Below are 15628 nucleotides of genomic sequence, written 5' to 3' on the forward strand. Positions count from 1 at the left end.
AAATCACTCCCAACAGCTGACAAGGACTGTCATGCCAACGCCAAGGTCGGTGATGTCTTTCGGGTCCATGCCTGCGGTTTGGGCGCCCTTGCGTAAAGTTAATCCAGCTTGCGTCATGACCGACCCAATCGCCTGACCTGTCAGCGCAAAGCGTACGTCCTCGGGCAATTGGCGCCCGCCTTCTTCCTTTGGAAGCAACATGCCCAAAACACTGCCACTGCTGTCAAGAACCGGTCCGCCCGCGTCACCCGGCAAAGCCTGTACGGACAATCGGCCAAGGTCGGTTTCTCCGCTTAGACCTTTCATGTCCGACAGCTTCCCGAAGGTGAGAGAGGGTGCGCTGAGCTGTCCCTCGAATGAATATCCTGCAACAGCGATATCGGACTGAAGCCGCGGTGGTTGTGCGCTGAACTGCGCGAAAACCGGCGGCGCGAGCGACTGATTTGGCGTCAGAAGGGCGATCCCGCGATTAAGGTCAACGCCTGTGAGTGTCGCCTCGAACTGATCGTCCAATGTGATGCGCGCGCAGCTTTCCACCGCTGCCGCCGTCGTGACGACGGACCCAGCCGCATCCACATAAAACCCCGAGCGCGAGATCGTTGGTTTTCGCACATCGATCCCTGCGAACAGGTCCAACTGCTGTGACGCGGGAACCCCCGCGCTTGGGTCCAATACTCCGGGAGTACTTTGGAAACTCGCGCGCATCTCCTGAAGCACCCGGCTGCGGCGCGCCTCATCGCCCACAGTCCATACCAGAGTGAAGCCTTTGATTTCGTCCCCGATCAATCGTACATCGGTTTCACTGACAAAACCGGCACCACGCCCCACGATCTGAAAGCTGTTGCGCGAAAGGCTGCGTGGCCCTTCCAGCGGGACAATCGTCAGGGTTTGAAGTATATCATAGAGCCCGGCTAGGGCATCCCGGTCCCCGCGCTGACTGATCAGAAAGGCGCGGGCTTTGAAATCCCCCGTGCTGTCATATTCTGCAAATGGGGCTTCGTAACGGGTGAAACGCATCACCGCTGTCGGGAGTTGGATGGAAATACCCGCCTCGGCGTCGCGGACCATGCGCATGTCCAGCCCGTCCAGAATGGCCGTATAGGCCGCAATCAGTCGCGCCCGCTGCTGTGTGGTCAATACACCTGTTGCCTCAAGTCCATTGTTGCGCTGCCATGTGGCCATCGCATTGCGTGTGCCGCGACCGAATGCACCGTCAATGGCGGCGTTATAAACACCCGCCCATTGCAGTGCTGTTTGCAGCTCGCGCCGTTGTGCTGCAGTCAATTGACTTTCACTGCGGCGCGCTTGCGCTGGTGTTTCGGTATCAACTGGACCATCCACACTATCCAATTGCGCAGTCTGCTCGCCTGCCAGCACCGGGGGGACGATCTGCGGGGTGATCCGCTCTGAAAGAGAGCCAATTGCGCCCAGGCCAAGCACATCGACGCCGGCCGGCCAATACTGCTGCGCATAACTGCTGCTCAACGCCACATAGCTGTCGTTTGGTATCAGGCCTTGCTGGCGATAGCGGGTCAGAACCTGCTCGGCATCTTCGGGGGTATAGGGGCCCAGCACCACGGCATACCATCCCCCGGCCAAAGAGAATCCGGCAACATCAGGCAAAGTCGCAGCATATCTCTCAACCCGCGCCAGCGCTGCATCATAGGTCGGTCGCGCCTCGATCTGGACCCATACCAGATCTCGTCCGGATTGCGCCTGAGCAGCGACCGACAGACAGCTAAAGCAAACAGATAAAACCAAAACAAGTCGCGTCATTACAGCAGTTTTCCCCAAGGCATACACTTTGGCGTCTAATAAGCAGGAAATCACCGGATTGACCATAAGATGTCAGGTAATTTATCGTCTGAGATACAATTGACCCTTGTTCCCAGCCCACGTAGGAAGAGCGCGAGTTCAGCTTGAGGTTCGCGCCATGTCAGACAGCGTCACGACGCCAAAATCCTTTCAGGAGATCATCCTGCGGCTTCAGGATTACTGGGCCGGGAAAGGCTGCGCGATCTTGCAACCTTACGACATGGAAGTGGGTGCAGGCACCTTTCACCCGGCCACGACCCTGCGCAGCCTTGGCAACAGACCATGGGCTGCCGCCTATGTGCAGCCCTCGCGCCGCCCGACGGACGGGCGCTACGGCGACAGCCCCAATCGGTGGCAGCATTATTACCAGTTTCAGGTGATCATTAAACCCAGCCCGCCGGATTTGCAGGAGCTCTACCTCGGATCGCTCCGCGCCATCGGCATCGACATGGACCTGCACGACATCCGCTTTGTCGAAGACGACTGGGAAAGCCCGACGCTGGGGGCCTGGGGGCTCGGCTGGGAGGTCTGGTGCGACGGGATGGAGGTCAGCCAATTCACCTATTTTCAACAGGTGGGCGGTCATGACTGCCACCCTGTGTCGGGGGAACTGACCTACGGATTAGAGCGGCTGGCGATGTATATTCTGGGTGCAGATGATGGCAACAAGATGCCATTCAACGACCCCGGCTGTCCGATCCCGCTGACCTATGGCGATGTCTTTCAGGAGGCCGAGGCGCAATATGCCCGCTGGAATTTCGATGTGGCGGATACGGATGTCCTGCTGCAGCACTTTGTTGATGCCGAAGCCGAATGCGCGCGGATCCTCGCGCAAGCCCCCGACGATCCCAAAACCGGGCGGCGTATCGTGATGGCGCAGCCCGCTTATGACCAATGCATCAAGGCGAGCCATATCTTTAACCTGCTGGATGCGCGCGGTGTCATCTCCGTGACCGAACGGCAGGCCTATATCGGACGAGTTCGCGCGCTGGCCAAGCAATGTGCGGATGCCTTTGTGCAGACGCGCGCGGGCGGCTGGACACCGGAGAGCGCCGCATGAGCGGTAAAATCGTTGGAATAGTCATTATGATCTCGGCACTTCTCGCGGGCGGGGCGCTCTATTATTTACAGGTCTACGGCTTTTACGAAGAGGCAAGCGCCGATCTGCAACAGGTCCAGCTGTTGCCGCTGGGGGCTGACACCCCGGTGCCCATTCTGGCGGAAAATATCGAGGCCATCGACGCAGACAGCTCTCCCATTCGGTTCCGCGCCTGTTTCACCACACCATCGAGCCTCGCGATGCTGACGGAAACCTACGCGGGCCTTGAGCGGGCTGTGCCACGCAACGCGCCGGAGTGGTTCGCGTGTTTTGATGCGGCCGCCATCGCGGAGGAACTAAAGGCCGGTACGGCGCTGGCGTTCATTGGCGAAAAGAACGTGGACTTCGGCGTCGACCGAATTGTGGCGATCACGCAGGACGGGCGTGGCTACATCTGGCACGAGCTGAATGACTGCGGTGAAAAGGCCTATGACGGCACCATCGTTGGTGAAGAATGCCCCAGACGGGAAAGTAACTGATGCCTGATCTACTGATTGAACTCTTCTCCGAAGAAATCCCCGCCCGCATGCAGCGCCACGCGGCACAAGACCTGCAGAAACTCGTCGCTGATGGTCTGGTTGAAGCCGGGTTAACCTATGCCTCTGCGGCGGCGTTCTCCACACCGCGCCGTCTGACCCTGACGCTTGAGGGGGTGCTTGCGGCAAGCCCCACCACTGTCGAGGAGCGCAAAGGCCCGAAAGCCGATGCGCCTGACAAGGCCATTGAGGGTTTCCTGCGCGGTGCAGGTGTCACGCGCGAGGCACTCGAGACGCGGGATACGCCCAAAGGGCCGGTGCTTTTTGCGAAAATCACCAAAGAGGGACGGCCCGCCGCGCAGATCGTGGCGGAAGTTCTGGAAAAGACGATCCGTAACTTTCCATGGCCCAAATCCATGCGCTGGGGCACGGGCACCCTGCGCTGGGTGCGCCCGTTACACTCGATCCTATGCATTCTGTCGGATGAGGCAGGCACGCAGGTCGTACCGCTGAGCGTCGATCTCATCACGGCGGGGGACAGCACACAGGGGCATCGTTTCATGGCGCCGGACCGGTTCTCGGTCACTGGGTTTGATGACTATACGGCCAAGCTGAAACGCGCCTTTGTCGTGCTCGACCCGGCAGAGCGGGCAGATATGATCTGGCACGATGCCACCAATCAGGCCTTTGCCAATGGGCTTGAGGTGGTCGAGGATGCGGGTCTGCTGGCCGAGGTCGCAGGGCTGGTCGAATGGCCTGTAGTTCTGATGGGGCGGATTGACGAAGCCTTCCTCGATCTGCCGCCGGAGGTTCTGCAAACCTCGATGAAAGAGCATCAGAAATTCTTCTCCGTGCGTAATCCCAAGACAGGCCGGATCGAGCGGTTCGTCACCGTGGCCAACCGCGACACGGCGGATAACGGCGCGACCATTCTGGCGGGGAATGAAAAGGTGCTATCGGCGCGTTTGGCGGATGCGAAATTCTTTTGGGACAATGATTTGCGTGTGGCCAAAGCGGGCATGGGCGAGTGGCTGAAAGCCTTGGAAAATGTGACCTTTCACAACAAGCTTGGCACGCAGGCCGAACTGGTGGACCGGGTCGCGGCGCTGGCGCGCGAAATGGCCCCGATGGTGGGGGCCGACCCAGATGAGGCGGAAGAGGCTGCGCGTCTGGCCAAGGCGGATTTATCGTCTGAGATGGTCTACGAATTCCCCGAACTGCAGGGGCTGATGGGGCGCTATTACCTGAAAGCCGCCGGGAAGTCCGACGCCATCGCGGCGGCGGCACAAGAACACTACGCGCCCCTTGGGCCGTCCGACGCCGTGCCCACCGCGCCCGTATCGGTCGCTGTGGCACTGGCCGAAAAGATCGACAAACTGACGGGTTTCTGGGCGATTGACGAGAAGCCGACCGGGTCAAAAGATCCCTTTGCGCTGCGTCGGGCGGCGCTGGGGGTTGTTCGGTTGGCCTTGGGAAATGGGGTTCGCATCGACCTAGAGCGGCTTTTGAAGTTGCTGGTCGCAGAACAGCTGATTGGTATTGCAAGAATTAAGTTTGAGGACGAATTCGAACCGGTGCCGATCGAAGAGCGCGGAAGATATTATCAGGGCGTACTCGAATTTTGGAGAGCACTTGAGGAATTCGAGAGTTTGGAGACTAAGCTTCGGACATCTCCTGACGATGAACCTTTGATCATCCAAGGCGCTAGAAGCCTTCTCACCTTCCTCCACGACCGCCTCAAAGTCTATCTCCGCGATCAAGGCATCCGCCACGACGTGATCGACGCTTGCATCGCCATGCCGGGCAATGATGACCTCACGTTGCTCGTCAAACGGGCCAAGGCGTTGTCCGATGTGGTCGGCACCGAGGATGGAGAAAACCTGATCCAGGGCTTCAAGCGGGCCAACAACATCCTGACGCAGGCGCAGGAGGCGGATGGGGTCGAGTACTCCTACGGCGCGGATATCAAATTCGCGGAAACCGACGAAGAACGCGCGCTGTTCGAAGCGCTGGACACCGCTGAGGCGATCATCACCCCGGCGATGAAATCCGAAGACTTTGCCACCGCCATGTCCGCCATGGCCACACTGCGCGCGCCGATTGATGCGTTTTTTGAGGCGGTGCAGGTCAATTCTGACAACCCGACTGTCCGGCGCAACAGGCTCAACCTGCTCAGCCGGATCACGCAGATCTGTCTGTCTGTCGCGGACCTGACCCGGATCGAGGGCTAAACCGACCTGCGGCAAAATGGGAGCGCTTGCACTAGTGCTTGTCAGGCTAGGTTTACATTCTATGCTGCAGGCAAGTTCAAAAAGGTGCCGCAGTGCAGAATAATCCGAATACAACCCTCGTTACGCCCACAGCGCCCATCGCAAACAATACACATGGGGGGCGCGCAAAGTGTCTCCAACGGCTTGTGCGTCTCGACTTGCCGGTGCCGCGCACCGTCGCGCTGTCCTTTGAGGCTGTACAGAATATCGCGCGGGGACAGTTACCGGATATCGCCGCCATCGTGTCCCAGTTTCCGGAGGATGCGTTGCTCTGCGTGCGTCCTTCCTCTGAGGATCCCGACTGGGGCGGGCCGGGCGCGGTTCTCAACATCGGGATGAATGACACGCGTTTTCAGGCGCTGGTGGCCGAATTGGGCGCAGAAGCGGCAAGCTCGGTCTATACCCGTTTCGTGCAATCCTTTGCCGTCGATGTCGCCCGGCTTGACCCGGATATGTTCGACGATGTGGCGCAAGATGGCCAACAGGCGTTGCAGGACTCCCTGCGGGCCTATGAAATTGAAATGGAAGAGCCGTTTCCCAAAGACCCCGGCGAACAGCTTGCCGCTGTGCTCAAATCCATGGCGCGGGCATGGGATGGCACGTCGGCGCGGCTGTTGCGGCAGGCCAAGGGCGCGCCTGCGGATGCGGGGTTGGGCCTCGTGGTGCAGCAAATGGCGCTTGGTGTCGGTCTGGGTGAATGTGGATCGGGGGTCCTGCAGCTTGTCGATAGTGACACGGGGCTGCCGCAGATCACCGGGCGATACTTGAGCCAAAGCCAGGGCCGCGATGCGGTAGAGGGGGATTCCTCGGCGCTTTATCTTGGGCGCGACCCGCGCGGTCCCTCGCTGGAAGACCTTGTACCGGACGCTTTCGCAGAACTGCAGGAGCATGCGGCCCTCATGCGGATCAAACTGCGGGCCGAAATGCAGCTGGAATTCGCGGTGGACAATGGCAAGGTGCATATCCTTGATGGGGTGCGGGTGCCGCGATCAAGCCGTGCTGCTGTGCGCATCGCTGTGCGACTTGCACAAGACGGGGTAATTTCGCGGGCAGAGGCGTTGATGCGGGTCGAACCGCGCACCTTGACCGAGCTTTTGCACCGGCAAGTGCGCACCAATGCCGTGCGCGATGTGATTGGCAGCGGCATTGCAGCAAGCCCCGGTGCGGCGACCGGCGCGATCGTTTTCACAGCCACTGAGGCGCAAGCCAGTGCCGCGCGGGGCGATCCCTGTATCCTCGTGCGCCGCGAAACGGCCCCCGAAGACATTCGGGGTATGCACGCCGCCCAAGGGGTACTGACGGAGCGCGGCGGCATCACAAGTCACGCCGCCGTCATCGGACGCGGGATCGGCCTGCCCTGTGTGGTGGGGGCGACGGATATGCGTTTTCATCGTCGGCGCAAAGAGTTGGTGGCCAGCGATGGTCGGGTGTTTTCGGCGGGGGACATCATCACGGTTGATGGCACGAACGGTCAAGTCCTCGCTGGCGCGCCGGAGATGCGTGAAGCAGCGCTGGACGAGAGTTTTCAGACGTTGATGGAATGGGCGGATGAGTTGCGCGATATCGAGATCCGGGCCAATGCCGACACCCCCGCTGATGCGCAAACGGCGCGTAATTTTCAGGCAGAAGGTATCGGCTTGTGTCGCACCGAGCATATGTTCTTTGAACCGGGGCGATTGACCGTCATGCGCGAAATGATTTTCGCGGAAAGTTCGCAGGACAGGCGCGCGGTTCTGGAGCGTTTGCTGCCGATGCAACGGGCGGATTTCACCCAATTGTTCCGCATTATGGAAGGCAAACCGGTCTGTATTCGCCTGTTTGACCCGCCCTTACATGAATTCCTGCCAACCGACCGGGCGGGCCAGCGCGAGCTTGCGGATGCTTTGGATTTACCTCTGTCCGACGTCACGCGCCGGATTGATGCGATGATGGAATATAACCCGATGCTGGGCCTGCGTGGTGTGCGCCTTGGCATCACCGTGCCTGAAATCTACGAGATGCAGGCGCGCGCGATTTTTGAAGCAACGCTGGATGCCAGCGCGGATGGCGATCCGGTCGTGCCCGAGATCATGATCCCGCTTGTGTCAGCAAAACGCGAGGTTGAATTGGTCAAGGCGTCCATAGATACTGTTGCTTCCGCAGTGAGATTGGAAAAGGGTCAGGATTTCAACTATCGGCTCGGCGTCATGGTTGAAACACCACGGGCTGCCATTCGCGCGGCCGATATCGCGCCGCATTGTGCATTCTTGAGTTTTGGAACCAACGATCTGACGCAAATGACCTATGGTTTGTCACGGGACGATGCCGGCCGTTTCATGTCCGACTATGTGCGGCAGGGTGTCTTTCCCGAAGATCCGTTTCATACGCTTGATATCGACGGGGTTGGTGAGCTTTTGCAAATTGGGGCACAAAGAGGGCGGGCGGCGCAGCCCGATATCACACTGTCCATCTGTGGCGAGCACGGGGGTAACCCCGAATCGATAGAGTTCTGCCGCAACGCTGGATTCAACTATGTGTCGTGTTCGCCCTTCAGGGTCCCCGTGGCGCGACTAGCTGCCGCACAGCTTGCGATCGGACACAATATTTCGTAGTTTTCAATATTATCAATACTATATCAGCCAGCAAGTGTTGCCATTAAGCGTCAGACTGGCTGACCAATTAACCATGTTGACGGCCGTAAACTTTACGTAAACTTTTTATCCCGGTAGAGAGCATTCACTGCAACTTTGGTGGGGGCCGCAGTTATGCGAGTATTACGTCCGACTACGTTATTGTTTACTATAGGTCTGTCTCTGGGCCTTTTCGTGGCAGCGCCGGTTGTCGCGAACGACGACGCCGTATCCGATGAGAAGAACGCGCTTCAGTCTGTTACACTGAACCGTACGCCTGAGAATGGATCAGACACTTTCGGCGTTGAGTTTTCGCGCGACTGGATCGACGACCTGCCCGAAGCAACGGGCGGCGACGAATGGAATTGTCTTGCCGAAGCGCTCTACTTCGAGGCGCGCGGTGAAACCGTCAAGGGCCAGTTTGCGGTGGCGGAGGTCATCATGAACCGCGTGGAATCCGAACGCTTCCCATCCTCTGCGTGCGGCGTCATTAACCAAGGAACGGGCAAGAAATACCAGTGCCAGTTCACTTATACCTGCGATGGGCACAAAGAGGTCATCAAGGAGCCCCGTGCTTTTGAGCGCGTCTCAAAAGTTGCGCGTGTCGCGCTGGATGGCAAAGCGCCGGAATTGACAGAAGGTGCCACGCATTATCATACCACGGCTGTAAAGCCGCGCTGGAGCAAGACGTACACAAAAACGACGGCGATCGGGACTCATATCTTTTACCGCCACACGTGGCGTACAGCCAGCAACTGACGCATTCCAGACGTATTGTGGCGGTCTGAGCTTTGCTCCCCGGTGCGCTTTCGGTAAGATGGCGTTCAATGTACGGGAAGAGAGGCGTTCTGAATGAGTTCCGAAATACGACTTGCTTTTGCGCATCCTTCCGAGAGGTCTGAGGCAACTGCTGACAAAATGCCACTGGATCGCATCTCGTTGCGCGATCATATCGTCGAGGTTGAAATCGGCGCGTTTCAGGCCGAGCGTGGGGTCACCCAACGCATTTGCTTTAACGTTGTGGTGGAGGTGCAGCCGCTCACCGGTGTAATCGACGATGATGTTGATCGCATACTCAGCTACGACCGCGTGACCGAAGCAATAGCTGGCGCGCTGGCTGATGAACGCCTAAATCTGCTCGAAACGCTGGCGGAACGCGTCGCGGAACGTATTTTGCTGGAGCCTCAGGCGATGCGGGCCTTCGTTCGGATCGAAAAGCTCGACCGGGGACCGGGCGCGCTGGGGGTTGAGATCGTGCGCTCGACCAGCACGCTCAATGCCGCACCGGAGGCTGAGAGCGCAAGCGTTCGCCCTGAGTTGCTGTATCTGAGCAATGAGGCGATTGCCTCGCCAAATCTGAAGACGTGGATTGATCAACTTGAGAAATCTAATCGTCCCGTGGTGTTTTGTGTGGGCGCATCACTCACACGGGCCCCGCAGATCAACCATCGTATGGCGCAACGCCGGATCGACCTGCTGGCCATTGAGCAGAATGCCTGGGTGCTGGCCTCCAAGGACGACCGCTGTGTGGTGGTTTCGACCCGCACAGAGCTTGATTGGGCGATGAAAAACGGCCAGTCCTCGGTATGGGCGCCATCCAAGATTGTACTTGATGCCGTGGACGGTCCATCCGCGCAACCGCGCGATGCTGTTGCCTTGGCTGCATGGTTTGCAGCAACCCTTGGTGCGCGCGAAATGGTCGTCATTGGGGCCGCACTGCCAACCGAGGCGTCTGTGCCACTTCGCAGCGTTTCGATCGACGCCGAAGTCTGGTAGACGTGCAGCCCTATTTTCGCCCGCTCCTGCAATCGGGGCCCGTGCGCCCGCGCGGTGCTATGTCGCTGGCCGGGGGCTGGACGTGGTTTACGGATGTCGAGGTGCTGGAACGGGGGCGCCCGTCACAGGTCATTCCCGCCACGGATGCGCCACCGGCTGTTTTGACAACTCTCACCCGAGAACGCGTGTCGATTGCCGGGCTGGATTTTAACAAACCGCGTGTCATGGGGATTTTGAACGTGACGCCGGATAGCTTTTCGGACGGCGGCACTCATCATTCGGTTGCTGACGCTTTGGCAGGTGCGGCCCAAATGGTCGGTGTGGACCTCCTTGATGTGGGGGGGGAATCCACCCGACCGGGTGCACAGCTGGTGCCAGCACTGGAAGAAATCGAACGGACAGCGCCAGTTATTCAAGCTCTGCGCCAGGCGGGCCACGCGATGGCCATTTCGATCGACACCCGCAAAACACCTGTCGCCGAGGCCGCGATCGACGCGGGGGCCACATTGGTGAATGATGTTTCCGGGTTTACGTTTGATGCTGATCTCGCGCCGCTTTGTGCTGCGCGGCAGGTGCCCGTCTGTGTCATGCATGCGCAGGGGGATCCCGCAACCATGCAGGCCCGACCCGAGTATGACGACGTGCTGCTGGATGTATACGACTTTCTGGCGCTGCAAATTGACCGGCTGGTGCAGATCGGTGTGCCGCGCGATCAGATCATTGCTGACCCCGGGATTGGTTTCGGCAAAACGCTTGAGCACAATCTCAGACTGCTATCGCATCTGTCCCTGTTTCATGCGTTGGGCGTGCCGATCCTGTTGGGGGCGTCGCGCAAAAAGTTCATCGGAACACTCGGCGGGGCCGAAAAGGCGCGTGACCGGATGCCGGGGTCATTGGCGGTCGCGCTCGCGGCTTTGAAACATGGGACACAAATTGTGCGCGTTCATGACGTGCCACAGACCCTGCAGGCCATTGCGCTTTGGCGTGCGGTCGTGGCAGGACATGGGCATGGATAAGCTTTTTGGAACAGATGGGGTGCGCGGCAAAGCCAATCAGCACCCGATGACAGCCGAGATGGCGCTGCGTATCGGTGCCGCCGTCGGTAAATATTTCCGGCGTGATGGATCGGTCGCGCACCGTGTGGTGATCGGCAAGGATACACGTTTATCAGGCTATATGTTTGAAAACGCGCTGACGGCGGGTCTGACCTCCACGGGGATGAATGTGCTGTTGCTGGGGCCGGTGCCCACACCTGCGGTCGGTCTGCTGACACGGTCGATGCGCGCGGACCTTGGGGTGATGATCTCGGCCAGCCATAACCCGGCCTGTGACAATGGGATCAAGTTTTTTGGCCCTGACGGCTTCAAGCTGTCGGATCAGGCCGAGCAGGAGATCGAAGCGCTGATCGCGTCCGGTGTCGATGCCGTGGAAGCGAATGATATCGGGCGGGCCAAACGCATTGATGATGGGCGTTTTCGCTACATCGAACGGCTCAAGACCTCCTTTCCTCGCCAGCGGCGGCTTGACGGGCTGAAAGTTGTCATCGACTGCGCAAATGGTGCAGCGCACCGTGTCGCACCTGAGGCATTATGGGAACTGGGTGCTACGGTTATTCCGATGGGCGTGTCCCCTAATGGCAAGAACATCAACGAAGGGTGCGGATCAACGCACCCGCAGTCCGCGGCAGAAATGGTCGTGGCGCATGGTGCTGATGTGGGCATCTGCCTTGATGGCGATGCCGACCGCGTGATCCTGATCGACGAAACGGGCAAGGTTGGGGATGGCGATCAGTTCATGGCCCTTATGGCGCAGCGGTGGGCGGAACGCGGCAAACTGGCGAATAACGCGCTTGTCGCCACGGTGATGTCCAACCTTGGCTTGGAACATTTCCTGACCGATCTGGGGCTGAAGCTGGAACGCACCGCGGTTGGCGACAGATATGTGGTCGAACGGATGCGCGCCGGGGGGTTTAACCTTGGAGGGGAGCAGTCGGGTCACATCGTGATGACGGATTACGCGACCACGGGGGACGGTCTGATGGCGGGGTTGCAGTTTCTGGCGGCGATGACGCAAGCCGACCAGCCCGCAAGCGTTTTGCTGAACCGATTTGAACCAGTGCCGCAATTGCTCAAGAACGTGCGGTTTACAGCAGGTCAAACCCCGCTTGAGGACGCCCGCGTCAAAGCCGCCATTGCGGCGGCGGAGGCTGATCTGTCCGCTAAGGGGCGTCTGTTGATCCGCAAATCCGGCACCGAACCACTGGTGCGTGTGATGGCAGAACACGAGGATCAGACGGTAATGGAGCGGGCGGTTGATAGCGTTGTCGAAGCTGTTGCGGATGCCGTGGGCGGGACCTAAAGCGTCTGACGAAATATCAGAAACATCGCATATCACCCAACGCGTTGAAACCTCTGATTTCGGGCAGCGGTGGGTGACTCAGGTTTTACGCAAGGCGGTTTAGCCGCGCCTGAACAGCCGATTAAGTGATCCGTATTGGCTGAGGCCAACGCCGCTCAGGATCAGGATCATGGCCCAAAGCAGGGAGGGGGGCAGCGGCTCGCTCAGCAAAAGCGCGCCCAATACGACAGACCACACAGGCACCTGATAATTGACCAGTGACATGAACACCGGGCCCGCTGTGCGCACCACAAGCACCCGCAGCAGGCTCGCAGCTGCGGTCGGCACCAGCCCCAAAAAGGCCAGCACCCACAGCGTTTTGCTGTCCGGCACCACCGGAGGGCCCTCGACGATAAACGCAGCGGGAACCACGACCGCCATGCCGATCAACAGCAAAAGCGTGGACAGCCCGATGGCATCCACTGCAGGCAAGCGGCGCAGCACGATTGAAGAGACGGCGTAACAACTTGCCGCGCCAACACAGGCGACGCGGCCCAGGGGCTCGAGACTGGCGCCGGTTGTGTCAAAAGCCTGACCGCCGATCAAAATGCAGACGCCGACAAACCCGATGACGAACCCGACCCCTTTGCGAAGGGTGAGGATTTCGCCGGGCACCAGAAAATGCGCAAGTGGCAAGACGATCAGCGCCACAGCCGCCATTGAGACGCCTGCAAATCCGGCAGTGACAAACTGCTGACCCCACGCCAGCAAAATGAAGGGAACGGCGGAACTGAACGCGCCGATGAAAAGGGTTGCGCCCCAGACGCTCCGGTCGGGCGGGCTTTCAAACAGGCGAAACCCCAAGGCCCCCCAAATGGCTGTCATCAGAATTGCTGCAAACCCGATGCGACCCGCCGCGAGCCAAAACGGCGTCATACCCTCAAGGGCGATTTCTGTAACAAGAAATGTTGCGCCCCACGTCACGCCAAGGATCGCGACCATAAGCCAGCTGGTAGCTGTTATGCGGGGCTGTTGGGACACATGTTCTTTCTGTTTAAAAAAGTCACCCCGACGCCTTGCGCCGGGGTGAGCATCGATCAGAGATATTGGACGCTTAGTTTTTGGATTTATCAACCATCTTACCAGCAGAAATCCAAGGCATCATCCCGCGCAGGGTTTCGCCTGTTGCTTCGATCTGGTGCTCGTCATTGATGCGACGTGTCGCTTTGAAGTGTGGCTGGCCCACAGCATTCTCTTGCATGAAGTCACGGACGAATTTGCCGTTCTGGATGTCCGTCAGGATCGCCTTCATGCGTGCTTTGGTCTCATCATAGGGCAAGACGCGCGGGCCGGAGACATATTCGCCGTATTCCGCCGTGTTCGAGATCGAGTAGTTCATGTTGGCGATGCCGCCTTCATAGATCAGATCAACGATCAATTTAACCTCGTGCAGGCATTCGAAATAGGCCATTTCCGGCGCATAACCTGCTTCGACAAGGGTCTCAAAGCCCATGCGGATCAGTTCAACGAGGCCACCGCACAGAACGGCCTGTTCGCCAAAGAGGTCGGTTTCGCATTCCTCGCGGAAGTTGGTTTCGATGATGCCCGAGCGCCCGCCGCCGATGGCAGAGCAATAGGACAGTCCGATTTCCAGCGCGCGGCCGGAGGCGTCTTTGTCCACTGCAACAAGGCAGGGAACACCGCCGCCTTTGGTGTATTCGCCGCGCACCGTGTGACCGGGGCCCTTTGGCGCCATCATGATGACGTCGATGCCTTCCTTGGGTTCGATCAGGCCAAAATGGACGTTCAAACCGTGCGCGAATGCGATTGCGGCCCCTTCGCGGATGTTGTCATGGACGTATTTCTTGTAGGTTTCGGCCTGAAGCTCATCGGGCATGGTGAACATGATCAGGTCGGCCCATGCGGCGGCTTCGGCAATGCCCATGACCTGCAGGCCTTCGCCTTCGGCCTTTGCGGCAGAGGCAGATCCTTCGCGCAGCGCAACGGCGAGGTTCTTGGCACCTGAATCGCGCAGGTTCAACGCATGCGCGTGACCTTGGCTGCCATAACCGAGAATGGCGACTTTCATGTCCTTGATCAGGTTTACATCACAATCTCTGTCGTAATAAACGCGCATGTCGGGCGCTCCTTCTGTTTGGTTTATGCTGGGGTGCACAATACCCGCATATCCCGGTAATACCAGCGATTGAGTCTCTGGAAATTCTACAGTTTTTGCAGTATTCATTTGTTAATTTAATAGAAAACGGTAAAATCATGCTCGACACGGTTGATCGGAGTCTCTTGCGCCATTGGCAAGCGGACGCCACCCTGAATTCGGCCGAATTGGCTGAACGTGTCGGGATCTCGCCCGGAAAGGCCGCACGACGGCTGGCGCGGATGCAGGACGCAGGCGTTATAGAAGGAGTGGGCGCGGTCGTGGATTGGGCTGCGTTGGGCTATTCGGTTGAGGTATCGCTGCGTGTCACTTTGGACAAGACCGTCGCGCGGGCGTTTGATGAATTCATCGAAGCGGCGCGGGGTGTTCCCGAGGTTACGGAAATTCAGACCTTTCTGGGCCGCGTTGATGCGCGTCTGAACATCATCGCGCGGGATATGCCACATTATCACGATATTTATCGCGACCGCATTCTGACCCTGCCGCATATCGCCGACATCGAAGCCCTGATGCAGATCGCCCGGATCAAATCCGAAGAGGCACTGCCCATATGATCGAATTGGATGATATTGACCGACGCCTTGTGCGCGCCCTTGCCGATGACGCGTTGCAAAGTGCCGGCGCATTGGGGCGGCGGTTTGGCCTGTCACAGCCTGCGACATGGCGACGCATTCGCAAACTTGAGGCGGCGGGGGTGTTGCGGGGTCGCCGCCTGCGCCTGAATGCGCAAAGCCTTGGTTTTGGGGTCACGGTCTTTCTGGGCGTAAAACTCGCCACCAAGGGGCGCGTCAGCCTTGAAGATTTTGAGCGGGCGGTCAGCGCGATCCCCGAAGTGCAGCAGGTCGAGCATGTTCTGGGGCTCTATGATTACCGCCTGCGCGTGGTGGCGCGTGATCTGCCCGACTTTGAACGCGTGCTGCGCCGCCGGATCATGACACTGCCCGGTGCTGGTGAGGTCGAGGCGAATGTGCTTTTGAGCGAGGAACGCTTGCCCGGGCCGCTATAGGCGACGGGTAAGAATATGCACAGGTGCGTCAAAGCAGGCTTTGCCCCTTGTCCCGGGGCGCGCT

Annotated in this window: 13 protein-coding genes; 10 read left to right on the plus strand and 3 right to left on the minus strand. The window is 59.1% G+C overall.

What is annotated here, in order from left to right:
* Positions 1–3 precede the first annotated feature (3 nt).
* Positions 4–1776 carry a serine protease gene (locus RLO149_RS05005; protein ID WP_013960987.1) on the minus strand — a complete coding sequence of 591 codons (1773 nt, stop codon included), beginning with the start codon at positions 1774–1776 and terminating at the stop codon, positions 4–6.
* 157 nt (positions 1777–1933) lie between these two features.
* Between RLO149_RS05005 and RLO149_RS05010 the strand changes: the two genes are divergently transcribed.
* From RLO149_RS05010 to glmM, 8 genes are all read left to right on the plus strand, one after another.
* Positions 1934–2875 carry a glycine--tRNA ligase subunit alpha gene (locus tag RLO149_RS05010; protein WP_013960988.1) on the plus strand — a complete coding sequence of 314 codons (942 nt, stop codon included), beginning with the start codon at positions 1934–1936 and terminating at the stop codon, positions 2873–2875.
* Complete coding sequence (locus RLO149_RS05015; RefSeq protein ID WP_013960989.1) at positions 2872–3393, plus strand: DUF6446 family protein; 522 nt, start codon at positions 2872–2874, stop codon at positions 3391–3393. The genes RLO149_RS05010 and RLO149_RS05015 overlap by 4 nt, the downstream gene beginning before the upstream one ends.
* Complete coding sequence (gene glyS / locus RLO149_RS05020; RefSeq protein ID WP_013960990.1) at positions 3393–5621, plus strand: glycine--tRNA ligase subunit beta; 2229 nt, start codon at positions 3393–3395, stop codon at positions 5619–5621. Before RLO149_RS05015 ends, glyS begins: the two co-directional genes overlap by 1 nt.
* 92 nt (positions 5622–5713) lie before the next feature.
* On the plus strand, positions 5714–8251 hold the full coding sequence (locus RLO149_RS05025; RefSeq protein ID WP_013960991.1) for a putative PEP-binding protein: 2538 nt from the start codon (positions 5714–5716) through the stop codon (positions 8249–8251).
* A gap of 153 nt (positions 8252–8404) precedes the next feature.
* Entirely contained in the window at positions 8405–9028 is a 624-nt protein-coding gene (locus tag RLO149_RS05030) for a cell wall hydrolase (RefSeq protein ID WP_013960992.1), read from the plus strand.
* 93 nt (positions 9029–9121) lie between these two features.
* Complete coding sequence (locus tag RLO149_RS05035) at positions 9122–10045, plus strand: dihydroneopterin aldolase (RefSeq protein ID WP_013960993.1); 924 nt, start codon at positions 9122–9124, stop codon at positions 10043–10045.
* Positions 10046–10047: 2 nt separating this feature from the next.
* On the plus strand, positions 10048–11061 hold the full coding sequence (folP, locus tag RLO149_RS05040) for a dihydropteroate synthase (protein WP_085977358.1): 1014 nt from the start codon (positions 10048–10050) through the stop codon (positions 11059–11061).
* The gene (gene glmM, locus RLO149_RS05045) at positions 11054–12403 is read left to right on the plus strand and encodes a phosphoglucosamine mutase (protein ID WP_013960995.1); all 1350 of its coding nucleotides are present in this window, start codon (positions 11054–11056) and stop codon (positions 12401–12403) included. The genes folP and glmM overlap by 8 nt, the downstream gene beginning before the upstream one ends.
* Positions 12404–12502: 99 nt before the next feature.
* Here glmM and RLO149_RS05050 read toward each other — a convergent pair whose 3' ends face one another.
* Both RLO149_RS05050 and ilvC read right to left on the minus strand, forming a co-directional pair.
* A complete protein-coding gene (locus RLO149_RS05050) occupies positions 12503–13423 on the minus strand; it encodes a DMT family transporter (RefSeq protein WP_174270214.1) in 921 nt (306 codons plus the stop codon).
* A gap of 73 nt (positions 13424–13496) precedes the next feature.
* Positions 13497–14519 (minus strand): ketol-acid reductoisomerase, encoded by a 1023-nt coding sequence (gene ilvC / locus RLO149_RS05055; protein ID WP_011568179.1) that lies wholly within the window; start codon positions 14517–14519, stop codon positions 13497–13499.
* A 137-nt stretch (positions 14520–14656) separates the two neighbouring features.
* Here ilvC and RLO149_RS05060 point away from each other — a divergent pair, with 137 nt between their 5' ends.
* Complete coding sequence (locus RLO149_RS05060; protein WP_013960997.1) at positions 14657–15112, plus strand: Lrp/AsnC family transcriptional regulator; 456 nt, start codon at positions 14657–14659, stop codon at positions 15110–15112.
* Positions 15109–15564: an Lrp/AsnC family transcriptional regulator gene (locus RLO149_RS05065; RefSeq protein WP_013960998.1), complete on the plus strand. Its 456-nt coding sequence runs from the start codon at positions 15109–15111 to the stop codon at positions 15562–15564. Before RLO149_RS05060 ends, RLO149_RS05065 begins: the two co-directional genes overlap by 4 nt.
* Positions 15565–15628: the final 64 nt, after the last annotated feature.

Origin of the sequence: Roseobacter litoralis Och 149 (genome assembly GCF_000154785.2) — a bacterium.
Lineage (GTDB): Bacteria > Pseudomonadota > Alphaproteobacteria > Rhodobacterales > Rhodobacteraceae > Roseobacter > Roseobacter litoralis.

Bases quoted from the DNA above. Each gene is read 5' to 3' on its own strand.
- glmM (WP_013960995.1), top strand. From the start codon at position 11,054: ATGGATAAGCTTTTTGGAACAGATGGGGTGCGCGGCAAAGCCAATCAG.
- RLO149_RS05030 (WP_013960992.1), top strand. From the start codon at position 8,405: ATGCGAGTATTACGTCCGACTACGTTATTGTTTACTATAGGTCTGTCT.
- RLO149_RS05060 (WP_013960997.1), top strand. From the start codon at position 14,657: ATGCTCGACACGGTTGATCGGAGTCTCTTGCGCCATTGGCAAGCGGAC.
- RLO149_RS05005 (WP_013960987.1), bottom strand. From the start codon at position 1,776: ATGACGCGACTTGTTTTGGTTTTATCTGTTTGCTTTAGCTGTCTGTCG.
- ilvC (WP_011568179.1), bottom strand. From the start codon at position 14,519: ATGCGCGTTTATTACGACAGAGATTGTGATGTAAACCTGATCAAGGAC.
- glyS (WP_013960990.1), top strand. From the start codon at position 3,393: ATGCCTGATCTACTGATTGAACTCTTCTCCGAAGAAATCCCCGCCCGC.
- RLO149_RS05010 (WP_013960988.1), top strand. From the start codon at position 1,934: ATGTCAGACAGCGTCACGACGCCAAAATCCTTTCAGGAGATCATCCTG.
- RLO149_RS05065 (WP_013960998.1), top strand. From the start codon at position 15,109: ATGATCGAATTGGATGATATTGACCGACGCCTTGTGCGCGCCCTTGCC.
- RLO149_RS05035 (WP_013960993.1), top strand. From the start codon at position 9,122: ATGAGTTCCGAAATACGACTTGCTTTTGCGCATCCTTCCGAGAGGTCT.
- RLO149_RS05015 (WP_013960989.1), top strand. From the start codon at position 2,872: ATGAGCGGTAAAATCGTTGGAATAGTCATTATGATCTCGGCACTTCTC.